The sequence below is a fragment of the Actinomyces ihuae genome (assembly GCF_001457875.1).
In the GTDB taxonomy this organism is placed as follows: Bacteria; Actinomycetota; Actinomycetes; order Actinomycetales; family Actinomycetaceae; genus Pauljensenia; species Pauljensenia radingae_A.
On sequence record NZ_CZPX01000005.1, the window covers coordinates 1,066,811 to 1,092,854 of the forward strand.

Annotated in this window: 23 protein-coding genes; 11 read left to right on the forward strand and 12 right to left on the reverse strand. The window is 59.6% G+C overall.

The genetic code is table 11. From position 1 onward, the window contains the following. The first annotated feature begins 165 nt into the window (after nucleotides 1–165). The 3 genes from BN3002_RS09320 to BN3002_RS09330 all read left to right on the forward strand — a co-directional run bounded on the left by BN3002_RS09320 (nucleotide 166) and on the right by BN3002_RS09330 (nucleotide 5,701). Nucleotides 166–1,590, forward strand: a complete 1,425-nt coding sequence (locus BN3002_RS09320; protein WP_082628699.1) for a CCA tRNA nucleotidyltransferase — start codon at nucleotides 166–168, stop codon at nucleotides 1,588–1,590. A 132-nt stretch (nucleotides 1,591–1,722) separates the two neighbouring features. Beyond that, a complete protein-coding gene (gnd, locus tag BN3002_RS09325; protein ID WP_058237597.1) occupies nucleotides 1,723–3,192 on the forward strand; it encodes an NADP-dependent phosphogluconate dehydrogenase in 1,470 nt (489 codons plus the stop codon). A 136-nt stretch (nucleotides 3,193–3,328) separates the two neighbouring features. Continuing rightward, nucleotides 3,329–5,701, forward strand: coding sequence for a transglycosylase domain-containing protein (locus tag BN3002_RS09330; RefSeq protein ID WP_307781423.1), 2,373 nt, complete (start codon nucleotides 3,329–3,331; stop codon nucleotides 5,699–5,701). A gap of 196 nt (nucleotides 5,702–5,897) precedes the next feature. Here BN3002_RS09330 and rplI read toward each other — a convergent pair whose 3' ends face one another. From rplI to BN3002_RS09355, 5 genes are all read right to left on the reverse strand, one after another. Continuing rightward, nucleotides 5,898–6,356, reverse strand: coding sequence for a 50S ribosomal protein L9 (gene rplI / locus BN3002_RS09335; RefSeq protein ID WP_058237599.1), 459 nt, complete (start codon nucleotides 6,354–6,356; stop codon nucleotides 5,898–5,900). 23 nt (nucleotides 6,357–6,379) lie between these two features. Continuing rightward, on the reverse strand, nucleotides 6,380–6,622 hold the full coding sequence (rpsR, locus tag BN3002_RS09340; protein ID WP_058237600.1) for a 30S ribosomal protein S18: 243 nt from the start codon (nucleotides 6,620–6,622) through the stop codon (nucleotides 6,380–6,382). A 116-nt stretch (nucleotides 6,623–6,738) separates the two neighbouring features. Next, a complete protein-coding gene (locus tag BN3002_RS09345; protein ID WP_058237601.1) occupies nucleotides 6,739–7,302 on the reverse strand; it encodes a single-stranded DNA-binding protein in 564 nt (187 codons plus the stop codon). 36 nt (nucleotides 7,303–7,338) lie between these two features. Next, the gene (gene rpsF / locus BN3002_RS09350; protein ID WP_058237602.1) at nucleotides 7,339–7,629 is read right to left on the reverse strand and encodes a 30S ribosomal protein S6; all 291 of its coding nucleotides are present in this window, start codon (nucleotides 7,627–7,629) and stop codon (nucleotides 7,339–7,341) included. 195 nt (nucleotides 7,630–7,824) lie between these two features. Next, the gene (locus BN3002_RS09355) at nucleotides 7,825–9,276 is read right to left on the reverse strand and encodes an MATE family efflux transporter (protein WP_257525601.1); all 1,452 of its coding nucleotides are present in this window, start codon (nucleotides 9,274–9,276) and stop codon (nucleotides 7,825–7,827) included. A gap of 290 nt (nucleotides 9,277–9,566) precedes the next feature. On the opposite strand from BN3002_RS09355, the gene dnaB reads away from it, so the two are divergent. Together dnaB and BN3002_RS09365 are read left to right on the forward strand one after the other, a co-directional pair. Beyond that, nucleotides 9,567–10,916 carry a replicative DNA helicase gene (gene dnaB, locus BN3002_RS09360; protein WP_058237603.1) on the forward strand — a complete coding sequence of 450 codons (1,350 nt, stop codon included), beginning with the start codon at nucleotides 9,567–9,569 and terminating at the stop codon, nucleotides 10,914–10,916. 113 nt (nucleotides 10,917–11,029) lie between these two features. Beyond that, a complete protein-coding gene (locus BN3002_RS09365) occupies nucleotides 11,030–11,251 on the forward strand; it encodes a hypothetical protein (protein WP_058237604.1) in 222 nt (73 codons plus the stop codon). Here BN3002_RS09365 and BN3002_RS09370 read toward each other — a convergent pair. Together BN3002_RS09370 and BN3002_RS09375 are read right to left on the reverse strand one after the other, a co-directional pair. Then, the gene (locus BN3002_RS09370; RefSeq protein WP_058237605.1) at nucleotides 11,248–12,033 is read right to left on the reverse strand and encodes a CPBP family intramembrane glutamic endopeptidase; all 786 of its coding nucleotides are present in this window, start codon (nucleotides 12,031–12,033) and stop codon (nucleotides 11,248–11,250) included. The two genes, BN3002_RS09365 and BN3002_RS09370, sit on opposite strands and share 4 nt — an antisense overlap. A gap of 54 nt (nucleotides 12,034–12,087) precedes the next feature. Next, a complete protein-coding gene (locus BN3002_RS09375) occupies nucleotides 12,088–12,852 on the reverse strand; it encodes a GntR family transcriptional regulator (RefSeq protein ID WP_058237606.1) in 765 nt (254 codons plus the stop codon). Nucleotides 12,853–13,083: 231 nt separating this feature from the next. Here BN3002_RS09375 and xylA point away from each other — a divergent pair, with 231 nt between their 5' ends. Both xylA and BN3002_RS09385 read left to right on the forward strand, forming a co-directional pair. Further along, complete coding sequence (gene xylA, locus BN3002_RS09380) at nucleotides 13,084–14,430, forward strand: xylose isomerase (protein WP_058237607.1); 1,347 nt, start codon at nucleotides 13,084–13,086, stop codon at nucleotides 14,428–14,430. 357 nt (nucleotides 14,431–14,787) lie between these two features. Next, nucleotides 14,788–16,281 carry a CoA-acylating methylmalonate-semialdehyde dehydrogenase gene (locus BN3002_RS09385; protein ID WP_058237940.1) on the forward strand — a complete coding sequence of 498 codons (1,494 nt, stop codon included), beginning with the start codon at nucleotides 14,788–14,790 and terminating at the stop codon, nucleotides 16,279–16,281. 252 nt (nucleotides 16,282–16,533) lie between these two features. On the opposite strand, the gene BN3002_RS09390 is transcribed toward BN3002_RS09385, so the two are convergent. The 3 genes from BN3002_RS09390 to BN3002_RS09400 form a co-directional block, all read right to left on the reverse strand. Beyond that, nucleotides 16,534–16,758 (reverse strand): hypothetical protein, encoded by a 225-nt coding sequence (locus tag BN3002_RS09390; RefSeq protein ID WP_058237608.1) that lies wholly within the window; start codon nucleotides 16,756–16,758, stop codon nucleotides 16,534–16,536. Nucleotides 16,759–17,097: 339 nt separating this feature from the next. After that, nucleotides 17,098–17,940: an MBL fold metallo-hydrolase gene (locus tag BN3002_RS09395; RefSeq protein WP_058237609.1), complete on the reverse strand. Its 843-nt coding sequence runs from the start codon at nucleotides 17,938–17,940 to the stop codon at nucleotides 17,098–17,100. Nucleotides 17,941–18,162: 222 nt separating this feature from the next. Continuing rightward, entirely contained in the window at nucleotides 18,163–18,372 is a 210-nt protein-coding gene (locus tag BN3002_RS09400) for a cold-shock protein (protein ID WP_058237610.1), read from the reverse strand. 485 nt (nucleotides 18,373–18,857) lie between these two features. Here BN3002_RS09400 and BN3002_RS09410 point away from each other — a divergent pair, with 485 nt between their 5' ends. Genes BN3002_RS09410 through rbsK form a run of 4 tightly spaced genes read left to right on the forward strand, consistent with a single transcriptional unit; the run spans nucleotide 18,858 to nucleotide 23,858 of the window. Further along, the gene (locus tag BN3002_RS09410; RefSeq protein WP_257525602.1) at nucleotides 18,858–20,420 is read left to right on the forward strand and encodes an SLC13 family permease; all 1,563 of its coding nucleotides are present in this window, start codon (nucleotides 18,858–18,860) and stop codon (nucleotides 20,418–20,420) included. After that, the gene (locus tag BN3002_RS09415) at nucleotides 20,421–22,427 is read left to right on the forward strand and encodes an ATP-binding protein (protein WP_058237612.1); all 2,007 of its coding nucleotides are present in this window, start codon (nucleotides 20,421–20,423) and stop codon (nucleotides 22,425–22,427) included. After that, a complete protein-coding gene (locus tag BN3002_RS09420) occupies nucleotides 22,424–22,894 on the forward strand; it encodes a response regulator (RefSeq protein ID WP_058237613.1) in 471 nt (156 codons plus the stop codon). The genes BN3002_RS09415 and BN3002_RS09420 overlap by 4 nt, the downstream gene beginning before the upstream one ends. A 22-nt stretch (nucleotides 22,895–22,916) precedes the next feature. Further along, the gene (rbsK, locus tag BN3002_RS09425) at nucleotides 22,917–23,858 is read left to right on the forward strand and encodes a ribokinase (RefSeq protein ID WP_058237614.1); all 942 of its coding nucleotides are present in this window, start codon (nucleotides 22,917–22,919) and stop codon (nucleotides 23,856–23,858) included. A gap of 94 nt (nucleotides 23,859–23,952) precedes the next feature. On the opposite strand, the gene BN3002_RS09430 is transcribed toward rbsK, so the two are convergent. Beyond that, the gene (locus BN3002_RS09430) at nucleotides 23,953–24,648 is read right to left on the reverse strand and encodes a mismatch-specific DNA-glycosylase (protein WP_257525603.1); all 696 of its coding nucleotides are present in this window, start codon (nucleotides 24,646–24,648) and stop codon (nucleotides 23,953–23,955) included. Beyond that, a complete protein-coding gene (locus tag BN3002_RS09435) occupies nucleotides 24,609–25,895 on the reverse strand; it encodes an ROK family transcriptional regulator (RefSeq protein ID WP_058237616.1) in 1,287 nt (428 codons plus the stop codon). The genes BN3002_RS09430 and BN3002_RS09435 overlap by 40 nt, the downstream gene beginning before the upstream one ends. Between the last annotated feature and the right edge of the window lie 149 nt (nucleotides 25,896–26,044).

Consider the following 26,044-nt stretch of genomic DNA (forward strand, 5'->3'; position numbering starts at 1 on the left):
CTGCGTCGCGGCTCCTGAGGTTTTTCGAGGCCTGAAAACGTGGCACTCTAGTACGTAATGGATACGCACAAGCACGGTTCCCACGCTGACCGCCAGCAACTGAAAGGACACGGTGTGAAGACACGCGCACTCGAGGGTGTCGGATCTCAGGACGTGCCAGCTTTGCTGGTCAACGCTCAACGCACATTCAGCCATCTACCTGCGCAAGTACTGGAAATGGCGCACCTTTTTGACGACGCTGGCCAGGAAATTGCGCTGGTGGGCGGACCTGTGCGCGACGCGTTCCTCGGCGTGACGCCGCATGACTTCGACTTCGCAACATCGGCACGCCCCGACGAAACCGAGGAGCTGCTCAGCAAGTGGGCCGACGCCGTGTGGGACATCGGCAAGAAGTTCGGCACGATCGGAGCACGCAAAGATCACATCGTTGTGGAAATCACCACATACAGGTGCGACGAGTATGACATCGGCTCACGCAAGCCTGACGTCACATTCGGAGACACGCTCGAGGGAGACCTGACGCGCAGAGACTTCACTGTCAACGCCATGGCGATGCGGCTGCCGACGATGGCACTTGTGGACCCTCACCACGGTCTTGACGATCTGGCCGACGGACGCCTGCGCACACCTGTCACCGCTCAACAATCATTCGACGACGACCCGCTGCGCATCATGCGTGCGGCGCGTTTTGCCGCCCAACTGGGCATCGACGTCGACATGGATGTGATGGATGCGATGGAGTCGATGGCCTCACGGCTGTCGATTGTGTCCAACGAACGGATCCGGGCCGAATTTGAACGCCTGATGGTCAGCCCGTACCCGCGGCGCGGCATCGAACTCATGGTGCACACCGGCGTGGCAGCTGTTGTCATTCCGGAGCTGGACGCACTGGTCGATACGCGCGACGAACACCGTCGCCACAAGGACGTGTACGAGCACACGCTGACCGTGCTCGATCAGGCGATGGACCTGGAAACCGGGCTCGATGGCGCTGTGCCGGCACCGGACCTGATTTTGCGGCTGGCCGCGATCATGCACGATGTGGGCAAGCCTGCCACGCGGCGCTTTGAAAAAGACGGCACCGTGTCGTTCCACCATCACGAGATTGTCGGCGCGAAACTGACGCGCAAACGCCTCAAGGCCTTGACCTTTGACAGACACACAGTTGATGCGGTGACGCATCTGGTGGCGCTGCATCTGCGTTTCCACGGTTATGGCGAACAGGCCTGGACTGATTCGGCTGTGCGCCGCTACGTTGCTGATGCTGGTGACCAGTTGGAGCGCCTGCACCGCCTCACTCGAGCTGACTGCACGACGCGCAACCGCCGGAAAGCGATGCACTTGTCGGCCGCTTATGACGATCTGGAAGCACGCATCGCTCAACTACGTGAACAGGAAGAACTCGATGCGATCCGGCCGGATCTGGATGGCAGTCAGATCATGGAAATCCTCAACATTCCACCTGGCCGCGATGTGGGTCGAGCACGCCAGCACCTGCTGGACCTGCGCATGGAGAACGGCCCGATGGGTCAGGACGCGGCACGTGAGGAACTACTGCGCTGGTGGACCGAGCAGGGTGCCAGGGACTGAAACACCCGCCGGCCGCCCAAGGCACGGCGTTCGCACCGTAAAACAGTGGCCGGACTGTACACTCAATGTGAAGGGCGTCATAGCGTGGATCGGACGCCCTCGCGCCACGACAAAGGATGAAAGAAGCTCACGATGACGATTACTTCACCTGAAACGGCAAGTGCTGATATTGGCGTGTATGGAATGGGCGTGATGGGGTCGAATCTTGCGCGTAACCTCGCACGCAACGGGTATCGCACTGCGGTGACGAATCGTTCACCCGGTCGCACGCTGCGCCTCATGGACCAACATGGCGACGGATCCGAGGGCATCTTCATTCCCTCGGAAACCACCGAAGACTTCGTGAAATCGCTCGAAAAGCCGCGCGTGGCCATCATTATGGTGCAGGCAGGTGAGGCCACTGACTGGGTCATCGAACAGCTTGCGGACCACATGGACGAGGGTGACATTATCGTGGACTGTGGAAACTCCCTGTTCACTGACACGATTCGCCGTGAAAAGTGGGTGCGTGAGCGTGGGATGCACTTTGTCGGTGCTGGCGTTTCAGGCGGTGAGGAAGGTGCTCTGTGGGGGCCGTCCATCATGCCGGGTGGAACCGAAGAGTCCTACAAGCGCCTTGGCCCGATGTTTGAAACGATTTCCGCCCATGTGGACGGCGAGCCGTGCTGTACGCACGTGGGTGCTGACGGCGCGGGTCACTTCGTCAAGATGGTACACAACGGCATCGAATACGCAGATATGCAGGTCATCGCGGAGGCCTACGACGTGCTGCGCCGCGGCATGGGTGCTACACCGTCCGAACTGGCGGACATTTTCGACGAATGGAATGCGGGCGAGCTGAATTCGTACCTCATCGAGATCACGGCGCAGGTGCTGCGCCACAAGGATGCAAGCACAGGTGAGCCGCTGGTGGATATGATCGTGGACCAGGCATCGCAGAAAGGCACCGGCAAGTGGACCGTGCAAACAGCGCTGGACCTGGCAGTTCCCGTCACCGCCATTGCTGAAGCAACCTTTGCGCGCGGCGCATCCTCGCAGACCACGCAGCGTGAAGCCGCACAACACATGGAGGGCCACGCCCAGGAACTGAAGGTGGAACAGGCCGATCATGACTCCTTTGTTGAGGACGTACGACGCGCCCTGTTCGCCTCCAAGATCATCGCCTACTCACAGGGATTCGATGAGATCGCTCAGGGGGCACACGCCTACAACTGGACGATTGACAAGGGTTCTGTGGCGCGGATCTGGCGCGCAGGATGCATCATTCGTGCCACGTTCCTGTCCGACATTGGGCAGGCGTACGACGAGGATCCCGATCTGCCTCTGCTCATGGCAGCCGAACCCTTCGCCTCCCGGATCGAGGAATGCATCCCGTCACTGCGCAAGATTGTGGCATTGGCAGCGACGCACGGCATTCCTACCCCCGTGTTCTCGTCGTGCCTGGCCTACTTCGACACGGTGCGTGCCGACCGACTGCCGGCAGCACTGATTCAGGGTCAGCGTGATTTCTTCGGCGCGCACACCTACCGGCGCGTCGATCGCGAGGGAACATTCCACACGCGGTGGGCTGACGAGGGCAAGCCTGAAGAACAGTGGGACTAGGCTCGGACCATACCCAGGTGTGATTCCCTTCATGGAAAAGCTGGGATTTCCATGTGAAACGAGGGGAATAGTGGCGCGGTTCATGGCGCGATCACCGTCGACATGCTTACGCTGAAGGGCAAGGCTCATAGAGACGGTGCCTGTAACGAAAGGTGAACGCGTGTCGAAAAACGGCAGGATGAATCCGGATGAGGCCAAGAACGGGCGTCACTCGTCCCGCTCATCGCACGGCACATCGCGAGGGGCGATGCGTCCCGATCCGGCATTCCCCAAGCGCGCAGCGCGACATGAAGGAACCCATCGGTCATCCGCTTCCAACTCGTCGCCCGGGACTTCCAGGCAGGCTGGCTCCGCTGCGGCAGGCAATGCCGGTGGGCGGAAAGGCGAAACCAGCCGGTCGAACTCACGCAAGACCAGTGGACGCACAGCGAATGGGCGCAAAAGGCGGTCATGGGGTAAACGCATCGGCCTTGCCTTCGTGTTCAGCGTCCTCGGCGTCATTATTGCCGGACTGGCATCCTTCCTGTTCCTGTACGCCACGTTGGATATTCCCAAGGCCGACCAGGTGGCCTTGGCTCAGACCAGCACCGTGTATTACGCGGACGGCACCTCCGAGATGGGGAAGTTCTCTGAGATCAATCGCTCCATCATCGACACGTCCACATTGCCGGACTATGTGGGGCAGGCCGTTGTTGCCTCCGAAGACCGCACTTTCTATTCCAACTCCGGAATAGATCTGAAAGGCATTGCGCGTGCCCTCGTCAATAATCTGAGAGGACTGCCGCGACAAGGTGGCTCCACGCTCACCCAGCAGTACGTGGAGCGCTACTACATGGGTGAGACTACTTCGCTGAAAGGCAAGGTCAAGGAAGCGGTCCTGGCGGTGAAGATCAACCGTGAGCAAACCAAGGACGAAGTGCTGGGCAACTACCTCAATACTATCTATTTCGGCCGGGGAGCCTACGGCATCGAAGAAGCCTCGAAAGTCTTTTTCGGACATCCGGCATCAGAACTGACCCTGTCAGAATCCGCGCTGCTGGCAGGGATCATCCCGGCACCATCGGCGTGGGATCCTGCAGAAGATCCTGATATGGCGCACTCACGGTGGGAACGAGTCATCTCACTGATGGTGCAGGACGGGTGGATCGACCAGGCGGAAGCAAATCAGCAGCAATTCCCGCAGACCATTGATTTCCAGGAGACGACCTCGTCAATGACCGGGACGACCGGCTACCTCCTGCAGCAGGTGCGTCGCGAGCTGGCCGAGACAGGTGCGTTCACTGATGAGCAGATCGATTCGGGTGGCCTGTCGATCATCACCACTATCGACAAGGCTCGTCAGGAAGCCGCAATCAATGCGGCCCAGATGATGAACGAGGTCGAGGGATGGAACCCTGATTCCATGCACGTGGCGCTGTCTGCCATTGACCCTGCAACGGGGGAGATCGTCGCTGAGTTTGCGGGCAGTGACTATCAAAAAGTTCAACGTAATGCGGTCACTGATGACATTGCACAGGCCGGTTCAACCTTCAAGCCGTTTACCTTGCTGGCGTATGCCGATCAGGGCGGCAGTGTCTACGATCAGGTTGATGGCAGTTCACCGCGCTCATTTGACGGCCTGGCTGAACCAGTGTCGAACGTGGGGAACACCTCGTGGGGTAATGTGTCGTTGATTAAGGCAACGTCCTATTCAATCAACACGGCTTTTGTGACGTTGAATGAGAAAGTCGGTCCGCAGGCGACAGTGGACACAGCCGTGAAGCTGGGAATCCCTGAAGACACGAACGGGCTCGATGCGACGCTGCTCAACACGTTGGGTGTGGCATCAACGCACAACATTGACCTCACCCATGCGTATGCCACTATCGCCAACGGCGGGACACGGATGAACCCGCATATCCTGCGAGAGGTGCGTGACTCTGTCGGCAACAAGGTCTACAGCGCGCAGCTTGAGTCGGAAAAGGTCTTTGATGCAGAGACGGTCAGCGCGATTATGCCGGCGCTCAAGGCAGTGATGGAGCCGGGTGGCACCGGTGAGAAGGCGGCAGTTCTGGGACGTGAAGCGGCCGGTAAGTCCGGTACGTCTGATGATCAGAAGTCCGCACAGTTTGTTGGAATGGTTCCGGGCCTTGTCGCCAGTGTCTCGATGTATCAGTCCGACGAGGCCGGCAACCCGGTTTCGCTGGATAACATCGGCGGCCTGTATCAGTTCCACGGAGGCGACTGGCCAGCTGACGTGTGGGTGAAATTCATGGAGGCTGCAACTGCTGACCTGCCTAACGGTGACTACTCGTGGTACACCGAACCGAACCCAGTTCAACAGAACACTCCACCAACGCCGACACAACCTCAGTCGGTCCAGCCCACCCAGCCGACTCAGCCCACACAACCCGAACCAGCTGAACCGACTCAGCCCACACAACCCGAACCAGCTGAACCGACTCAGCCCAGCCAGCCTGGTCAGGGTCACGATGACGACCACGATACGGGCGGCTCTCAATCCTCCTAGACGTCTGGCGCTGGTGGGCACGTGGGCCTAGCCGGTTGGCTATCCGACTGCATGAAAATCGAGCCGCACCCACAGTGTGGAAAAAATCCACTGCGCGGGTGCGGCCCGGTATGAATGTGCCCGGCGTCCCGGAGCCTCCTTACAGAAACGGAGTACTCATCGGAACGCCGGGATCACACTCGGTGGTGTGTCACTGTCACTCAGCGATGACGCGGACATGCAGGTTTGCAGACACCTCAGAGTGCAGGTTGACCTTGACGGTGTAGTCTCCCAGCGTCTTGATCGGAGCAGGGATGACGATCTTGCGGCGATCAATCGTCTGGCCGATCTGATCCTGAACGGCCTGAGCGATGTCGGCACTTGAAACGGCGCCAAAGAGTCGATCGTTGGAACCGGTCTTGCCGGAAACAGTCACGAACTTGACTTCCTGGAGCTGATCGCGCACGACGCGGGCATCGTCGACGGACGCGATTTCGCGCTTGCGGCGAGCACGAGCCATGTCGTCAATCTGGCGCTGAGCACCCTTGGACCATGCAGTGGCAAGGCCGCGAGGAACCAGGTAGTTGCGAGCGTAACCGCTTCTCACCTCGACAACGTCACCGGCTGAACCGAGCTTGTCGACATCGTGGGTCAAAATGAGTTTCGTTGTTGCCATCAGAAAAAGCCTCCCTATGAATCTCAGCGACCGGACGAAGAGTACGGCAGCAGAGCCATCTCGCGGGCGTTCTTGACGGCCTTGGCGATGCGGCGCTGTTCCTGTACGGATACGCCAGTGACACGGCGGGCACGGATCTTGCCGCGGTCCGAGATGAACTTACGCAGCAAAGCGGTGTCCTTGTAGTCAATGGATTCGATCTTGGCCGACTTCAGCGGGTTGGCCTTCTTCTTAATGGGCTTATTGCGAAGTTGAGGCTTCGCCATAGTGTTCTCCTTGGATCCAGGTAATCGCTGTGATTACCCCATACGAAAAATGAAGCGATAAGAATGCATTGCGAAAGCGCGTTGCGTCAGATCAGCGTCGCCCTCGTCAATTGAATTTAGAAAGGCGGCTCTTCACCGAAAGAGGACGCTCCCTCGGTGCGCCACGGATCGGAAGTGGACCCTCCGGCGGGCGCATTGTAGCTGCCTTGTTGCTGACCATATCCACCCTGGTAGCTGCCGGAACCACCTTGCGCGCCAGCGCCTGACTGGCTCTGGTATCCACCCTGGGAGTATCCGCCCTGGCCGGAATCGCCTCGAGGAGTGCGGGTCACTTCAGCCTTTGCGTAACGCAAGGATGGGCCGACCTCGTCAACCTGCAGGGACAATTCACTGCGCTGCTGGCCATCGCGCGTTTCATAGGACCGCAAAGTCAGGCGACCCTGGACGATGACGCGCATGCCTTTGCGCAGGGTTTCGGCCACGTTCTCAGCCGCGTCGCGCCAGACGGAGCAACGGTAGAACTGTGTGTCTCCGTCGCGCCATTCGTTCGCACTGCGGTCGAACGAGCGTGGGGTCATTGCCACCGAGAAGTCGGCAACGGCTACTCCCGATGACGTGAAACGCAATTCGGGATCTCTGGTCAGGTTTCCGACGATTGTGACGACAGGTTCTCCAGCCATGTCAACTCCTTTGGTGGGTGGTCAAACGCTCTTAATTCAGCGTGCGTCAGGGCGCATCAGTTTGTGGCGCAGGATGGACTCATTCAAGCCCATCAGACGTGTTGCTTCCTGTGCAGCCTCAGGCGTTGCTGTCATGTTAATGACAACATAGATGCCTTCAGATTGCTTCAAAATGTCGTAGGCAAGACGACGCTTGCCCCAGACGTCCACCTTTTCGACGGAGCCGTCGCTGGCTTTCACAGGGGCCAGGAACTTTTCCATCATGGGGACGACGGTGCGCTCGTCGATCGTTGGATCGAGGATCACCATCAGTTCATATGTACGCACGTGTGTACCCACCTCCTATGGTCTTAGCGGTCACGGACTTTCCGTGACAGGAGGGTAATGCGTGGACAGTGTCCCTTATGCAGAACACGGTCCGAGTGTCTATTTTAGTCGCTTCGAGGCTCTCTTAGCTACCCCGCGGAGTGAATCTGTGCGGTCGAGTTCGCCACATCCGACGGCCGGCAAGGAGGCTCATGTTCAGTGCAGGTCGGCAATAGCGCGGCGCGGTGACCACCAGGTGCGCCACGCGTTCACGAGGCCGCGCACCCCCAGGAACACGAAACCGAAGATCAGCCACAGCGCCACCATTGCTATACCTTGATCCGCTGGGCTCAGTGCGTCATCAATGCGTTGGGCAGCCATCCAGCGGTCCAGTGTCCACAGACACGGAAGGTAGACCACCATCATGAAGACACCGCCAAAGGCCAAGGTCTTGCCGTGCCCCGCGCCGATCAGGACGCCGTCAAGCAAAAACACGACCCCTCCCAACGGCATGGCGCAGGCGCTGGCAATCAGCGCCCATGTCGCAATGCGGTGCATCGATGGGTCAGAGCCGAAGAAGTGAGGCAAAAACGGGCTGGAAGCAGCGATGAGTACCGCGAGAATCAGGCCGACAGCTGCGCCCCACACGGTGAGTTTGCGCAGCAGGGTGCGCAGGTGCTCGCGGCGTCCGGCACCCAGATCGAAGCCCACCAATGCCTGCGCGGCGATGGCCAGCGCATCCAGTGCCAGCGCGGTGAACATCCACACGGCGTTGACCACCTGGTGTGCCGCCAAGGCGGTGACGGAAATGGAGGTGGCAACCATGAGGGTGGCGATGGTGGCGATCCTCATGGCGACGGTGCGCACGAACAGGGGAGCGCCGTCCAGAGCCGCATTCCAGATTCCCGCTCCTGATGGCCGCAAGGACACGTGCCGGCCTCGCGCTTTGGACAAGATGACGGCGACAAGGACGACAGCCATCAGTGTCTGAGCCAGCGCGGTTCCCAGTCCCGACCCGGCGATCCCCATGTCCAGCCCGTAGATGAACAGCGCGTTGAGGGCGACGTTGAGTGCTGCACCTCCGGCGGCAACATACAGCGGCGTGGTCGTATCGAGCAGGCCGCGCAGTGTGCCTGTGGCCGCCAGGACAACGAACATTCCGACCAGGCCGGGAGAGGCCGTGTGCAGGTAGGCGAGCGCGTGCGGCATGACGTCAGGTGAATTGCCCAGGGTTTCCACGAGCGCCCGACCGCCCAGGATCAAGCCGCATGCGGTGACAATGCCGCATCCGGCTGCCAGCCACATTGCTTCAATACCGGAGCGAATGGCGCGCACGCTGTCACCGGCCCCGAGTGCCTGTGCAGCGAGCGCGGTTGTGGAATAGGCCAGAAAGACGAACAGTCCGACGATGGTTTGGACGATGGTGGTGGCGGTGGCCAGGCCGGCCAGCTCTTCAGTGCCAAGGTGGCCCACCATCGCGGTGTCGATGAGGGTGAAGATGGGTGCTGCGACGAGTGCTCCCAGTGCCGGGATTGCGAGGGACAGAATCTGACGGGTCAGTGACCCTGAGGGGGTGGTGGGGGCGCTGTGAGAGGAGTGTGACGCGGATGAAACCGCACCTTTATGTTCATCTTGAGGGTCGCAAGAATTCATCTTCTGTTCATCCACTGATTACGCTCCTATTTGTTGTCCACACATTGTGCATAGATCTGTGGACAACCTGGTGGTGATGTTCCGCATGAAAACGCCTCTTGAGCGATTCGCATGGTGGTGAGGATCAGATCCCTGTCCCAACTTTATCCACATGTGCTGTGGACGACCTGCCGAGTTGTCCACAGTCTATCCACACGTTATCCACATCAAGTGATCCTTGAGAGCTTCGCGTGAGGCGGAAAAAGAGGATAACCTCGCGTATGCGCGCACGAGCGGGCGCAGGCAATGGAAGGATTGGCAGGCCGATGGCGTCAGATTCAGATTTTGACCGGGTTCCACCGCAGGATCTGGATGCGGAGATTTCTGTGCTGGGCTCGATGATGCTGTCGAAAGAAGCCATCAACGACGTCACGGAAGAGATTCGCGGCTCGGACTATTACAAGCCTGCTCACGAAACTATCCACAACGTCATCGTGGATCTTTCCGGTCGAGGCGAACCGGCCGACGCCGTCACGGTGGCCGGCGAATTACAGCGTCGCGGCGAGCTGCAGCGCGTCGGAGGCGCCACATATCTGCACACCCTGATTGCAGCCGTCCCCACAGCGGCGAACGCCGGATATTATGCGCGAATTGTGCGCGAGCGATCGTTGCTGCGACGCCTCGTCAGTGCCGGTACACGCATTGTGCAGCTCGGCTACGCTGATGCCGGCGGCGACGTCGATGAAATCGTCAACCAGGCGCAGGCGGAAATCTACGCTGTTTCAGAACGTCAGGCGAGCACTGATTACCTGTCGATGTCGGACGTGTCGGAGTCCATCCTCGACGAACTTGAGGAAATTGAACGCAACAAGGACAAGCTCAAGGGCGTGCCCACCGGGTTTGCTGATCTGGACCGACTCACCCAGGGTCTCCACCCCGGTCAGATGATTATTGTCGCCGCCCGACCGGCAATGGGTAAATCGACACTTGCACTGGACTTTTGCCGCTCGGCATCGATCCGCCACGGTGTCACATCGGTGATCTTCTCACTGGAAATGTCGCGCTCCGAAATTGCCATGCGCCTGCTGTCGGCAGAATCCGGCGTCTTCTTGCAGAAGATGCGCGCAGGTGAGATGACCAGTGAAGACTGGAGGCGCGTGTCTGCCACCACGGCGAAAGTGTCCGAAGCTCCGCTCTTTATTGACGACTCGCCCAACATGGCGATGACGGAGATTCTGGCCAAGTGCCGCAGACTGAAACAGCAGCACAACCTGGGCCTCGTTGTGGTGGACTACCTGCAGTTGATGACAGCTGGACGCGAGATGGAATCGCGTCAGCAGGAAGTGTCCACGCTGTCTCGCCAGCTGAAGCTGCTCGCCAAAGATATTGAAGTTCCGGTCGTGGCTGTCGCACAGCTGAACCGTGGGCCTGAGCAGCGAACAGATAAGAAACCGATGATGGCTGACCTGCGTGAATCCGGGTCGTTGGAGCAGGACGCCGACGTCATCATGTTGCTGCACCGCCCGGAGTACTACAACTCCGAGGAACGCCCCGGTGAAGCCGACATCATCGTCGCCAAGCACCGTAACGGTGAAACTGCGACGATTCGCGCACTCTTCCAGGGTCATATGGCACGTTTTGCGAACTTCACGGGACGTGAAGAACCGGGCGCATAACCCCTTCACTTCATCAGGGTTTACCCTGAATCTCCCCTTGCCTTCGGTTTGGAGGGTAGCCAAGCGGCGCTGAGTGTTGCACGGTAGAAGGCAAGGAAGGAGAGTGAAACCTGATGAGCACACTCCGCGACACTTTTCGTGGCACCACACCTATGACCCCGACGCTGCGGTCATTCGACCAGACTGATCGTCGCCATGTTCAATGCACGAATGCGCGCCATATTGCCGCCCGTAGTCACACCGACACGACGATGATTGACGTTGAGGAAGTGCGTATGCATATGCGCATGCGGGGCGCTCGCCCTCGAACCACAATGCTGGCCGGAGGAAACTAAGGGGTACGGGCCACCCGCTGGAACACGTAATACGCGGGAATAGCAAGCAGGAACCAGACGGCAATGACGAGGTGATGGCGCATGTCGTCAGCCGGTGGGAACACAGTCATGAGCGTATTGGCCATCCCGTGGAACACCATGCACCACAGGACTGATCTGGTGAAGGCGACCAACAGTCCCAACCACGCACTGAGCGCGAAAGAGGTCAGTGCGAATGCCGCAAATGAGGATCCCTGATGCGGGTTGCCGTCGATCCACCACAGGGGGATATGCCAGCATGCCCATACCGCCCCTACAACGAGGGCCGCTACTAGGTCTGGCGCTATGAAATTGTGAAAGCGGCGCGCGAGCAGAGGCTGCATGATTCCACGCCAGCCCCATTCTTCATTGCCGCCAGCCACCAGCGTCACGACCAAGAAGATGGACACGATGGCGATCAATGAGGTGCCTGCCGAGTCGGCGGGTGCACTCCATCCGTGTGATGACAGCCAGAATGCGGCGACCTCAAGCAAAGCGCACAGGAGAAAATAAAGCGCAGCGTGCGGGGCACGACGGGTCAGAAAATGCGCGAGATTTTTCCACGAAAAACCACCCGGCAGGCACACGCAAGCGGCGATGGTCGGGCCGAATCCACCCAGAACAAACAACGCCATAGCGGGAATGTCGGTGGCGCGAAGTGATGTGAAGTGGACCAAGAGTGCTGTCGCGCCCCAACAGATCCATGTGATCGCGAATGTCGTGAGTAGATATGTCACAAGACGGCGCCACGGATTATCGCGCACGGCCCTGCTCCTTTCACGTGCAGCGTCGAGCGGGCCGGGCTCTTCGGCGCCTGTTTATTCCGATGAGAGTGTGAACTTGAAGGAGTAGCGCTGGGCATCGTAGTAGTGAAGGCCGTATTCAACTGCTGCGCCCGCACCGTCATATGCCGTGCGCTCCATTGTCAAAAGCGAGCTTCCAGTTCCTATGTGTAACAGATCCGCTTCGACCTCGCTGGCGTTTCGGGCACCGACAGACTGGGTGGCGGACAGCAGCTCGATGCCGCGCTCGCGGATGCATGAATACAAGCCCTGGTGCGCCAGATCTGTGAATGAGGGGGCGTAGCGAGCCGGCAGCAGATTCGTCATGATCGCCAGTGGCTTGTTGTCGATCCAGCGGCGGCGGGTGACGCGAACAATTTCCTCGTCGACGGTGCATCCGAGTTTGGCGGCGTCATCCTCGTCGGCCAGGAGAACTTCATAGCGCAGCACTTCGGTGCGTGGGGTGAAGCCGGCTTTTGTCAGGTCGTCGTTGAGGGAGGTCAGGGCGAGGGGGCGGCGGACGTGTTTGGGGGTGACGCGTGTGCCGACGCCACGCCGGCGGGTCACTAGGCCACGGGAGACGAGTTCCTGGAGTGCGCGGCGCGCGGTGGGGCGGGAAACGGACAGGCGGCATGCCATGGAGATTTCATCTTCGATCAGTCTGCCGGGTAGGAGGGTGCCGGTGGAGATGAGATGTTCGAGAGGTTCGGCGATCTGGGTGTACAGGGGCGTTGAACTGGTACGGTCCAGATCGATTGACAGCTCAAAGGGTTCGTCGAGATTTCCTTGGTCACTGGCCATTGTGGGTTCCTTCAGATCGTCTCATGATGGGTTCATGTCATTGAGCGAATCGTATCACCTGAGGACAAACGAATATTTGTTATGACATGCGAGGTTGGTCGGTGCGGAGCGCGGAAAGCCGATGGTGTCCGCCTTGACAGAGGCCTTCATGCTCTATATTGTTTTAGTGATTAACAAATTGAAGTGATGTGGCGACAGAGCTGCGTACGTGCACATGGAGGTGTCTTTACTATGAGTGAATTGTGGTCAAACGGTCCTATCCCCTTCGTCGGGACCGACGATCCGAAAGCGGGCATGGGATTCAGGTACTACCAGCCAGACCGCGTCGTTGCCGGAAAGACAATGGCAGAATGGCTGCGCTTTGGCGTGGCATACTGGCACACATTCAACCAGCGCTTGGTTGACCCGTTCGGAGATGGAACCGCTCAGCGTCCCTTCGACCGCTATACCGATCCGATGGAACTGGCACTGGCAAAAGTGGACTACGCATTCGACTTCTACACCAAGCTCGGTGTGCAGTACTTCTGCTTCCACGATCGCGACCTCGCTCCCGAGGGTGACACCCTGCGTGAGAGCAACAAAAACCTGGATAAGGTCGTCGACCGGATCGAACAGCTCCAGCGCGACACCGGCATGAAACTGCTGTGGAATACCTCGAGCCTGTTCACTAACCCGCGGTTCCTGTCCGGCGCTGCCACCTCGCCGTTCGCGGACATCTATGCGTACTCAGCCGGCCAGCTCAAGCACTCTCTGGAAATCGCGAAGCGACTGGGCGCGGAAAATTACGTCTTCTGGGGCGGGCGCGAAGGATACGAGAATCTGTGGAACACCGATCTCAAGCGCGAACAGGATCACATCGCCCGCTTCTTCCACATGTGCGTGGACTACGCCAAGGAGATCGGCCTGGACGCACAGTTCCTCATCGAACCCAAGCCCAAGGAACCGACGACGCACCAGTACGACTTCGATGCTGCCACGTCGATCGCATTCCTGCAGACCTACGACCTGGCCGGTCACTTCAAGCTCAATCTGGAAGGTAACCACGCGAACCTGGCCGGACACACCTACCAGCACGAGATCCGCGTGGCGCGTGCCGCCGGAATGCTCGGCTCGCTCGATGCCAACCAAGGTGACAAGCTCATTGGCTGGGACATCGATGAATTCCCATCTGACCTGTACGAAACCACTGCAGTGATGTGGGAAATCGTCGACGAGGGGCAGATCGGGCCGCGCGGTGGACTGAACTTTGATGCCAAGCCGCGACGTACCTCGTTCACCGCCGAAGACCTGTACCTGGGCCACATCGTCGGCATGGATACGTATGCCGCAGGCCTGCTGGTCGCCGCCAAGATGCACGAGGATCGATTCATTGAAGAACTGGTCTCCACCCGATACGGGTCATTCGATTCTGGAATCGGTGCGACAGTTGAGGACGGGTCGGCAACCCTTGCCAGCCTGGAAGAGCATGCCCTCGATGTGCCGCAGGCTGACCTGATGAAGGCGGTGCGCTCTGACCACCTCGAATGCGTCAAGGCCACCATCAACAACTACATCATCGACGCGCTCGCGCAGGCCTGATCCGGCATCGCCCCGGTGGCACGCCGGGTGAGGTCAACAAACCGAGCCAACGTGCATACCAGACAGCCCATGAACTTGATTAAATGGTTCGTGGGCTGTTTGGTATGCCAAATGAGTTCGCGAGCCGCTGCGTCGCAGCGATGGCACAGTCAAGAGTGTGTGATGAGGCAGAACGGCAATCACACATCCTCCCATAATTTGTACTGACAAAGTGTGACTGCGTGGTTATACTAGGTGGTGAGTGCGCAGGCCACCCTCGTCCTCATCGAAACAAGGGAATACGAGGTGGCACGGGCGCGGGAAGTGTGGCCATGACAGTGGTCGCGAACGATGACAATGACGAAGGAGCTGTCACAGGTGAATACAATTAAGCACTGGATTGGTGGTGCCGAATACGAAGGCACGCCGGTCAAGACTCTCGATGTCGAAAATCCAGGCACCGGTGAGGTGGTCAGCCAGCTGCTCCTGGCAAGTGATGACGACCTCAACCACGCAGTTGAGGTTGCAACCGAGGCGCAAAAAGAGTGGGCAGCAACGTCACTCGCCAAGCGCACCGCGATCATGTTCAAGATGCGTCAACTCGTCCTGGATCACCAGGATGAAATGGCCAAGCTGATCGTTGAAGAGCACGGCAAGAACTACTCCGACGCAATCGGTGAAATTCAGCGTGGACGCGAAACCCTCGACTTTGCCACCGCCATCAACGTCGCACTCAAGGGTGAGCATTCCGTCAACGTATCAACCGGCGTGGACATCTTCACCACCCGTCAGCCTGTGGGCGTAGTAGCAGGCATCTGCCCCTTCAACTTCCCGGCGATGGTTCCCATGTGGATGCACCCGCTGGCGATCGCTACAGGCAACGCCTTCATCTTGAAGCCCGCCTCGCCGACTCCGTCGGCAGCACTGCTGACCGCACGCCTCTACAAGGAGGCGGGCCTGCCTGACGGCGTGTTCAACGTCGTGTCCGGCAACCGCGACATGGTGCAGTCAATCCTCAAGCACCCCGGAATCAACGCGATCTCATTCGTTGGATCAACCCCGGTGGCACACATCGTGCAGGACACCGGTGTGACCCACGGCAAGCGCGTCCAGGCACTGGGCGGCGCCAACAACCACGCGATCGTGATGCCCGACGCAGATCTGGACTTCGCTGCACAGCACATCTCCGCCTCAGCCTTCGGTGCGGCCGGCGAACGCTGCATGGCGCTGCCGGTTGTTGTCGCCGTCGGTGGAATCGGCCCGAAACTGGCCGAGATGGTCAAGAAGCACGCCGATGCAATCAAGGTTGGCTACGGCATGGATGAGGGCGTCGAAATGGGCCCGGTCATCTCCGCCAAGGCAAAGGAACGCATCGTTGGCCTGATCGACGATGCGGAAAAGCGCGGCGCCACAATCGTGCGCGATGGCCGTGACCTGGTCATCGAGGGGTACGAGGGTGGTCACTTCGTGGGACCGACCATTATCGATGATGTTCCGCTGGATGCGCCGGTGTACACCGAGGAAGTTTTTGGACCTGTCCTGGCAATCGTCCATGCCGACACCTACGAGGAAGCGATGAAGATCGTGAACTCCAGCCCCTTCGGCAACGGTTCAGCAATCTTCACTAACGACGGCGGCGTCGCACGTCGCTTCACACTCGATGTTGAGGCTGGCATGGTGGGCGTGAACGTCCCGATCCCGACACCTGTTGCGTACTACTCCTTCGGTGGGTGGAAGGATTCGCTGCTGGGCGATACCCACATCCACGGTCCGGAAGGTGTCCGTTTCTACACGCGCGCCAAGGCGATCACGTCTCGCTGGCCCAGTGAGAAGACCTATGAGGCGACGATGTCGTTCCAGCGTGAAGAGTGACGCCGGTCTTCCCGTGCGCTGATCTTTTTCATTGACGAGGGCGGCTGTGCGCGGCACTGCTAGATGTGGTGTTGCGTATGGCCGTCCTCGCTATGTCTCATCGCGGTGGATGGCACATGGTCGCAGGACCTGGTCGCAACCTGGCATCGCACCCTTATTGGAATGCTGCATGCTCACCCGAGCAAAGCAAAAGGCGATACCGAAAGGTATCGCCTAGGTGAAGCCGCGTCAGCTGGACGCGATCGGGATCAGTCAGTCCTGGGTATCAAGAACACGCGTGAACAGTGCGTGTACTCCCAGAGCCAGAGTGCACAGTCCGGCAATCAGTGTGATAACTGGTGAAGCGGCGGCAATTCCGGCAACGAGGGCGACCAAGCTGATCACAAGAGCAACAACAAAGATGCGATACTGAGCCGGTGCTGACAGCTGAAGCGTCAGGGCAGGCTGTGCAATTGCATACGATTGAGTTGATGTCATGGTCTCTCCTGTTTATCTTCGTCGGCCATGCAGGAGACCCGATGACACACACCGTGCACCCGCACGGCATTGTGTTCAATCCGGTGGGGCAGATTCTTCCCCGTGGATCAATGCACTTCCATTATCTCCCGTTATCAGCACCGATGCTGGTTGAGTTGATCACAGTAATGAACGCGTGCTCACAGGGCCACGTGGTAGCGTGTGGTAGATCGAGTCCCCGTTGGCGTAGCTGATGCTGACGAGACTGATTCTTGCTAAATGGCGTACACATACTGGAAAGGTTCCTGCGTCGCAGTGCAGGGATACCTCTGTCGTGAAGCGTTCAGACTGCTGACAACGTCACTTGATTTGCTGACGCCACATCCGATCTTTGGAGTAGACGAGATTGAAGGATTTTCCATCCAGTCGGGCTTGGCTTTCGTCGAAACGCTTGGCAATCAGAGCGCTGGAGCCCATGAACTCGAAGGGCACGTCATCAACATCCTTGTTCAGCACCTGGTCACACAACTCGATGGCTTCATCGAACAGGCTTAACGGCATGTCCATGGTCATATGGGAAATGAAAAGCCGGTCGTAGGAATCTGCAGTGCGCTCTTTCATGCTCAGCACACGGTCGCGGTATTCTTCCACAGACGTTGAATTGTGGTCCCACAGAAAGGTGCGCTGGTTGCAGGCGTCGCCGGTGATGAGGATTCTTTCTTCTGGGATAAGAATCGCAGTCATGCCGGGAGTGTGCCCGGGGAAGTGAAGGGCTTCCACGCATATTCCGCCCAAGTCGAAGATCTGACCGTCGGTGAGATCTTCGAAGTTCAAGGGGTGAGGTGGCACAAAATCAGAGTCGTTCATTCGCGGTGATGCATCACCGACAGACAAGTCGATGTATTCACGGCGAACTTTCAGGACTGCCATTTCGTCGTATACCGGCACCTCCAGAGAATTCATGTAAACGTTGTCAAACTCTGGACCGCCCATTGCATGATCGACATGGCCATGAGTCAAGATGGTCACGATCGGCTTTTTCGTCAGACGTTCGACGAAAGCTCGCAGGCCTCGTATTCCCAATGACGAATCGATGAGAGCAGCGCGCGTAGCACCCTCCACCAGGTAGAGGAGTTCACCAGTCAATGTGCGAATAGCGGTCACACGGTTTGTGACACGTTGTGCGGAGAAGAAATCAGCCATGGTGATTTCACCGAACCTTTCGAATAAGCGGGGTGGTCACGCCCTCCGAGAATTGAAGACGCGTCGCCATGGTGGAGCATCGTCGCACTTTTTGGTCCATTCAGCGCCCAGGCTTCGGTTCATGCCAACGTTTCGGCATCAACCGAAAATACACAAAAACCTCCAGCCAACCCGAATATCACCCGGATTGACGTGGAGGTTTGAGATGAAGGCCTGTCGGCCTTACTCCTCGACGCGTTTGATGTGCTCGGCCTGCAGACCCTTCGGGCCCTGCGAGACCTCAAAGTCAACCTTCTCACCCTCGTTGAGAGTGCGGAAGCCTGACGCCTCGATTTGTGAGTAGTGAGCGAACACGTCAGCAGATCCGTCATCGGGAGTGATGAAGCCGTAGCCTTTGTCCGCGTTGAACCATTTAACGACACCAGTGGTCATGAAAGCGCTGTCCTGTCTACAAAAGCCCCTGCGCAGGGGAAAAACCTCGATCCCGGTTGAGACCGACACAGTTTCATGCCCACCGCAAAGCGGAACATAACGACTGCGACATCAACGCTACCGCACATTGGGCTAGAAAAAAGGCAACACAGGTCACAGCTCGGTATCAGTCGACACGGACGCGTTCCGACGCGACTCATGTTTGAGGATCTGACGGGGTACCAGCTTGAGGGGCTCGACGCAACCCTCATGCAGGAGCTCCGATGCCTCATCGTGTGGAAAGTCTGCCGCGTACCTATCGCCCACCGCCCGCCAGCCGAAGCCCCCACCCCGCCTCAGTCCAGCAGAACCCGCGGCCATGCATCCCCACTCACTGCCGGCCATCCGCTGCCCGGCGCTTGGCGTCTGTCTCTGACGGCATGGGACTTTCGTCGGATCCTGGTGTGTGAACCACTTCATAAAGTAGGTGCGGAGGTATAGACGCAATGACGCGACCCCCGTCCGATGACATGCCGCACGCTGACACGCCGCATCCTGACGCGGCTCACACCCACACCCAGCCCAACCCAGCCACGCCAACTTCGACGTCGAAGCGTTCGCGTGGCACACGAAAACAGGCACACGCCAGGCAACGCCCGAGGCGTTCACCGCGCCCCGAATCAGGGCGCCCCGCAACCCTGACCCGCAGCAAACTCGTCGGCCGCATCATCGCGGCCGCTGCCCTTGTGACATTCCTGTTCGTCCAGCTGCCCGGTCTTGATGCGAGCGGCTCACGCATGTTCGGCATTTTCATTGCAGCCATCGCACTGTGGGTCACCGAAGCTATCCCGCTGGCCGCAACGGCAGTTGGCGTCATCTTGATGGAAGTACTCCTGATCTCCAACCAGGCAGTGCTCAGCGTCTCGGAAGAAGCGCCCGCCGCAACCGCCATCTTCGGCTCATTGGCCAACCCCGTCATCATTTTGTTCATGGGCGGATTTATGCTCGCCGACGGAGCCGCCAAATACAACCTTGATAAAGCGCTCTCCGCTCTCATGCTCAAACCCTTCCTGCGTAATGCGCGCATGACCGTCATGGGGGTCATGATGATTACCGCGCTGATGAGCATGTTCATGTCGAACACCGCCACCACCGCCACCATGTTCGCTGTCATGATGCCGGTGATTACAGCCTTGCCGAAGGGACGCGCGAGAACCGGCCTTGCGTTGTCGGTGCCGGTGGCCGCCAATGTCGGTGGCATGGGAACACCTGTGGGCACCCCTCCCAATGCCATCGCTCTGGGCGCCCTTCAAAACCACGGCATCCACGTCACATTCATTGACTGGATGCTGGCCGCAGTTCCGCTCATGCTTGTTGTACTGGTCATCGCCTGGCTGTTCATCGTCTGGCGATATATCCCCTCCGACGTCAAGTTCGACGTCGACACATCCGCAACCTTCGAGCGCACCCCGAAAGCCATCATGTTCTACGTGGTCGCCATGATCACGATCGGCCTGTGGATGACTGAATCGCTCCACCACATTTCCTCCAACACAGTGGGCTTCATCCCTGTCGCCGGTCTGATGATCCTGGGTGTCATGGGCGGCGACGACGTCAAGAAACTCGACTGGCCAGTACTGTGGCTGGTCGCAGGCGGTATCGCCCTGGGAGCGGGAGTGGGAGCAACCGGCCTGGACGAGTGGTTCATCGGCTCAATCTCCTGGCAGGCAATCCCGATGGCGTTACTCTTGCTGACTCTGGCAGCAGTGGGCTGGGTGACCTCGAACGTTATCTCCCACTCCGCGTCCGCCAACTTACTCATCCCGATGGGGATGGGGCTGGCAGCAACGGTCAGCACGTCCCCGAGCCAGATCGCGGTTGTCCTGGCTCTGGGATGCTCGCTGGGAATGTGCCTGCCGATCTCCACCCCACCCAACGCCATCGCATATTCGACAGGCACGACACCCACCCCCGAAATGGTCAAAGTCGGCATGGTTGTCGGCATCAGTGGCGTCCTTCTGCTCGCCTTCGTCGCTCCGCTCACGTGGCGCGTACTGGGGGTGCTGTAGGTGATTGACGAGGGCACCCCATCCGCACTCCATCCGCGGCACGCAGATGCCTGCGCCATCCTGGTGATAGGCGACGGGTCGGACGGGATTGCCGCGACACTGGTTGAGGACTTAACGGGTGCTTTCAGCCATATCGAGGTTCGCTCAATGGCCGACATCGACGGCATTGACGCCGAATGCGCATACCTGGCGCGCAGCCGTACGCGCCTCGTCCTGGGATTTGTCACCAGCGAGGTCGGCTCTCTTGACCGCGCCTTCGAGGCACTGAAGGCATACCCGTGCACGCAGCACAATGAATGGGTGGTGGTGACGCGCAGCCGCACGCACACCGACATGAGCCGCGCCCTGGCCTCGGGGCTGCTGGCATCTGTCATCTCCGTGCCGTGGACCCTTCCGACGCTGGTGGCGCAAAGCTACGGTGCGATCACGCGGCTGCTGTTGCGCTATGAAATGAACGAGGCCGAACGTGAACGAATCGCCGGCCCTGTTCCCGACAATGCCGTGCGAGGCCCTGTGCTCTTTGGCCTTGACCACAGTGAACGGGAAGTACTGAATGACCTTCTGGCCGGGGCTGAACGAGTCCTGGGGCCGCGCCCCATCCTGGAGGTTGGCCCTCATACCGATCTGACCACGCAGGGTCAGCCCGTGCGCGCTGTGCACCTGGTACTCGACGGTCACGTTGCCCTGCACCGCGATTCCGACCAGGGTGACATTCTGCTGCACCATGCCACATCGGGACCTCTGATCGGGTTGGTGTCCCTGGCGCGCGGCGAAAACGCATTCTTCACGTCGACGACCACCACGCCGGTCAAGGTGGTGCGCCTGACCAATGAACAACTCCAGCTGGTCATCGCTGAAGATCCTCCGATGGCGGCGACGTTGGCTGCCCTCGCCATTCAATCCCTGGCCCGCCGCCTCGTGCGCGCAGAATATCTGCACATCGAAAACCGCGTCCTGGTTGACGACCTGCGGCACACGCGCGCAGAACTTGTGGAGCGAGCCCGTTACGCCATGCTCGGTGAACTCAGCGCCGGCATCGCGCACGAACTGAACAATCCGATCACCGCGGTGGACCGGGCTGCCGACCATTTGCGTGACGACATCACAACGCTGATGGACAGTGCCTACGCGGACCATGACCCCAGTGACAAGCTGCGCGCCGCTCATGAAGCCATGACCCGCGCGCTCGACGCACATCCGCGTTCCACCGCCGATGAACGCCGACTGGTCAGCGAATTCATGTCGGAACTGAAAGTCAGCCGCCAGGTCGCTCGCCGCCTGGTGCGAGCAGGAGTACACGATGTGGCAACTGCGCGACCTCTTGTTGCGGCGTCAGCGCCTCCCTCGTATATGACGATGGTGGAGACCGGCGCGCAGATCGGATCCTCGCTGCGCTCGCTGACGGTGGCGGCAGGGCGCGTAGTGCAGTTGACCGATTCCCTGAAGGGCTACGCGCGGCCTGATGGTACCGATGCGCGCATCGTTGACGTGCGTGAAGGGATCGAGGACGTATTGCGTCTGACGGCGCACCGCCTACGCCACGTCGAGGTGCTCCGTGATTTCGAGGGCGAGCCGCTCGTGGTGGGTCATCCGGCCAAACTCGAACAAGTGTGGACGAATGTGTTGGTCAACGCGGCTGAAGCATTCGAAGACGAGGACGAAGCCGATGCCTACGCCCAGCCGGCGCGCGGAGATGAGCCACCGAGTATCACGGTCAGTGCGCGCACAGCAGGGCCGGATGTGGTGGTCGACATCGTGGATAACGGGCCGGGGATTCCCGCCAGCGTGCTGGCAAAAATGTTCGAGCCGCATTTCACCACCAAATCGGGCCGCGTTCGTTACGGTCTGGGCATGGGGATGTCGATCTGCCGGTCGATTATCACAGACGCAGGCGGCACCATCAACGTGGCATCTCAGCCCGGACGCACACAGGTCACGATACGTCTGCCGAAAGCTGCCGACCACGAGGGCGGCCCTACCCACAGTGAACACAAGGAGAGATCATGACGTTAGCTGTTCTCATACTGGAAGATGAAGCGGAAGTGCGTGACGCTCTGGAACGCGACTGTGACGAGTTCTGGGACACGCTGCGACTGGAGACTGCCGAAGATGTTGACGATGCATGGCAGGCGATCCGCAGCATTGACGAAGACGGCGATGAGCTTGCGCTGGTCCTGGCTGACCACCGTCTTCCCGGACGAAACGGCGTGGACTTCCTGATCGACATGATGGATGAGCCCTCCACGGTCAATACGCGGCGCGTCCTGGTGACCGGCCAGGCCGATCAAAGCGACACGATCCGCGCCTTGAATGAAGCCAGTCTGGACTATTACATCGCCAAGCCGTGGGTACGTGATGAGCTGGTGGCAACGGTGCGCGACCAACTGACCACCTATGTCCTCGAATCAGGTGTTGACCCGTTGCCGTACATGCCCGTGCTGGATGCGGTTCGTATTATGGATGCCATGCGATAGTCCCCGCTCACAAGGAGGCATCATGGATATTGCAGTGATCGGGTCGAACAATGTCGACCTCATTACCTACATCGATCGCATGCCCACCGAAGGGGAGACACTCGAAGCGCCTTCGTTCCAGCTGGGGTGCGGTGGCAAGGGGTCGAATCAGGCGGTGGCCGCTGCGCGCCTGGGATCGCGTGTCCTGATGGTGACCTGCGTAGGTGATGACATTTTTGCCGACATGACGGTAGAAAACTACCGCAATAACGGCATCGACACAGACCACGTCAAGCGTGCGCACGGCACGTCGGGTGTGGCGCCGATCTTTGTCGATCCACACTCGCGCAACTCCATCCTGATTGTCAAAGGCGCCAATAACGACCTGACTCCTGAGGACGTGGAGGCCTGCCGCGAGCAGATTGCACAGTGCGCACTGATCGTCTGCCAATTAGAAATCCGTCTGGATACGGTCTATGCGGCGATAGCGCTTGGCGAACAGGTCGGTGTACCCGTGCTGCTCAATCCTGCTCCCGCCAGCCCTGATTTCAACTTTGACTGGGCGCGGCGCTGCACCTACCTCATGCCTAACGAAAGTGAACTGACACTGCTGACCGGCATGCCATGTGACAGTGATGAAGGTGTTGAGGCTGCGGCGCGCACCCTCGTTGAACACGGATGCCGACACGTCATCGTCACGCTCGGGTCACGCGGGGCGTGGTGGTTCACGCGCACCAACGAAGGCGGCTTGCGCGTTGTCAGTCAGCGTATTGACGCACTCCGTGTGGATCCGGTGGATACGACTGGAGCAGGGGACGCGTTTATCGGAGCCTTTGCGCACCGGATCGTCCACGGCGATGCAATTGCGAAGGCTCTGGAGTACGCCAACAGCTATGCGGCAATGTCGGTGCTCAAACGCGGCACCCAGTACTCATATGCCACAGCCGACGAATTTGACCGGTGGCGCGCCCAACGCACGCAGTAAGACGCGAGCGGTCCTCAGCACCCAGTTGGGGGATGAGCGGCTATGACGGGACTACCACGCAGAAAGTGTGTCCCGGAGCGGCCCAGCCCGCCGGTCACTCGGGCCGAGTGGCATCTGCCCACACCTGACGCCACTTGTCGGCCAACGAGTCGATATTTTCGTGTGCGTTCAGGCCGCTTGGCTGGGGAACAACCCACAGGGATATGCCGCGCGGCCAGTTGTCAATCGTGTCAGCATCTTGCTGCCCGAGCTTCGCGTGAGGTTGCCTGAACGCCGTGCGGTACGCGGTAATTCCGGCGATGGCAACGGCGCGTGGATTCAGGTCGCCAACCCGAGTCACCAAGTGGGCAGCGCCCTCGCGCAGTTCATCGCGGCTCAATTCATCTGCGCGTGCAGTGGGCCTGCCGACCAGGTTCGTGATGCCGATTCCGCGTGACAGAATATGTTCCTCATCTTCGGCGCCGAGGCCGCAGGACGCATCGATCTCATAGTCAGTCAGGCCCGCTCGAGCGAGAGAGGGCCAAAAGCGGTTACCCGGTCGCGCGAACGGTGCATTAACGGCCGCAGTCCACAACCCCGGATTGATTCCGACGATCAGGAGCGTCAGTTCAGCTCCAACGCAGTGCGGACCAGGTAGTACATCGTCAAGAGCCAGAGGATCATCGGTGGCAAAGTACGCCAGATCACTCTGGTGTGGCTTGCGTCCACCCAGAGGCGACGGTCGGCGTAAAGACTTCATCGCTATGGCCGTCAGGCACTTTCCTGCGACCGTTCCACGCGTGCTGTCCACGCCATCGGATCATCGACGAGGTGCTGTAGGACTCGGTGTGCAGCGCCGATCGTGGCAAGTGAAGCAGAGTGCTCGGCAATGCGGATTTCAGAGGGGCTGCCGGCAGAGTGGAGGACCCGTGTGCGCAATTCAGGCAGTGCCCGTTCGCGCAGTTCAGAGCCAATGTCAGCGACGGAGCCGCCCAACACCACCAAAGGAATGTCGAGCATGTTGATGACGGCAGACAGTGTGCGCCCCAGAGCGGCGCCACCCTCGTCCAATGCAACGCGGGCAGCAGCGTTGCCAGCTTGAGCAGCAGCGACAACATCGACATTTGTCGCGCCGCGTGCCAGACCTGCGCGCTCTACCAGTGCGCGCTGGCCGATGTAGGCTTCCAGGCATCCCGTCGCGCCGCATCTGCATGTCGGGCCGGCAGGGTCGGTGGAAATATGTCCGATTTCGCCTGCCCATCCGTGCGAACCGGGCAGGAGAGCGTGGTCAATGATGATGCCTGCGCCAATACCGACTTCACCGGACACGTAAACGAACGAGGGCGGCCCTGATGGGACACCAGGTTGCGGACATGCTACGGCCCACGCTGCCAGGTCGGCCTCGTTCGCGACGGTGACGACACCCAGGTGGGACAGCGGTGCGAGCAGCGTGTGTAACGGCAGGTCACGCCACCCCAGGTTGGGAGCGAGGATCACAGCCTGAGCGGAAACTATGCCGGGCACGGCCAACCCGGTTCCAAGAAACAGTGTGTCGCCTTCTGTCGCGGCATCGGCTTGCGCTTTTACCCGGTCAGCGAGCTCCCCCAGAGCGCGCATGGTCTGCTGCGGATCTGAGTCTGAAAAGTCGCCTTCCTGCACGCCTTCTGCCACGATCTGCCCTGACAGGTCCACGATGCGTGCAGCCAGGTAGGAGACGTTGACTTCCAATCCCAGTGCGGTCGCATATCTTTCCCGCGGGGTCAGGCGCACCGCTGGCCTGCCTCGTCGAGCATCAGTTGACGGGTCGAGTTCGGTGACCAGGTGAGCCGAGATGAGCTCGTCCACCAGGCGGGAGACTGTTGCTCGCGTAATGCCAGTTGTCGCCGCGACCGAGGCGCGGGTGACTGCTCCGGGATCGGCCAGGATATAGCGAAAGACGAGGGCGAGATTCATGGCGCGCAACGACTGAGCTTTGACGCCGCCGTTGCCACGTGAGGATGTGTGGGCACTGCGCGGCAGAGAGGTGAGGCGTGATGAGGACTTATGTGCTCGGGTCATTGTTCTCTCACATTCTGGTTATGTGTCAGCGTCGCGACGTGGCCTTATGGGTTGACTATACTCGCTCACCCCGCTATTTTGTTTAGTAACGAAACACAATGGGGTTCTCGTGCACGCCACGCCTCTTCCAAGCAGCGTGAAATTATTCA

Excerpts from the sequence above, each read along its gene's own strand:
- BN3002_RS09345 (WP_058237601.1), bottom strand. The coding sequence starts at position 7,302 with ATGGCTGGAGAACCTGTCGTCACAATCGTCGGAAACCTGACCAGAGAT.
- BN3002_RS09375 (WP_058237606.1), bottom strand. The coding sequence starts at position 12,852 with ATGGCCAGTGACCAAGGAAATCTCGACGAACCCTTTGAGCTGTCAATC.
- BN3002_RS09420 (WP_058237613.1), top strand. The coding sequence starts at position 22,424 with ATGACGTTAGCTGTTCTCATACTGGAAGATGAAGCGGAAGTGCGTGAC.
- rplI (WP_058237599.1), bottom strand. The coding sequence starts at position 6,356 with ATGGCAACAACGAAACTCATTTTGACCCACGATGTCGACAAGCTCGGT.
- BN3002_RS09395 (WP_058237609.1), bottom strand. The coding sequence starts at position 17,940 with ATGGCTGATTTCTTCTCCGCACAACGTGTCACAAACCGTGTGACCGCT.
- BN3002_RS09410 (WP_257525602.1), top strand. The coding sequence starts at position 18,858 with ATGACGCGACCCCCGTCCGATGACATGCCGCACGCTGACACGCCGCAT.
- BN3002_RS09435 (WP_058237616.1), bottom strand. The coding sequence starts at position 25,895 with ATGACCCGAGCACATAAGTCCTCATCACGCCTCACCTCTCTGCCGCGC.
- rbsK (WP_058237614.1), top strand. The coding sequence starts at position 22,917 with ATGGATATTGCAGTGATCGGGTCGAACAATGTCGACCTCATTACCTAC.
- BN3002_RS09365 (WP_058237604.1), top strand. The coding sequence starts at position 11,030 with ATGAGCACACTCCGCGACACTTTTCGTGGCACCACACCTATGACCCCG.
- gnd (WP_058237597.1), top strand. The coding sequence starts at position 1,723 with ATGACGATTACTTCACCTGAAACGGCAAGTGCTGATATTGGCGTGTAT.
- rpsR (WP_058237600.1), bottom strand. The coding sequence starts at position 6,622 with ATGGCGAAGCCTCAACTTCGCAATAAGCCCATTAAGAAGAAGGCCAAC.
- BN3002_RS09390 (WP_058237608.1), bottom strand. The coding sequence starts at position 16,758 with ATGACATCAACTCAATCGTATGCAATTGCACAGCCTGCCCTGACGCTT.
- xylA (WP_058237607.1), top strand. The coding sequence starts at position 13,084 with ATGAGTGAATTGTGGTCAAACGGTCCTATCCCCTTCGTCGGGACCGAC.
- BN3002_RS09400 (WP_058237610.1), bottom strand. The coding sequence starts at position 18,372 with ATGACCACTGGTGTCGTTAAATGGTTCAACGCGGACAAAGGCTACGGC.
- dnaB (WP_058237603.1), top strand. The coding sequence starts at position 9,567 with ATGGCGTCAGATTCAGATTTTGACCGGGTTCCACCGCAGGATCTGGAT.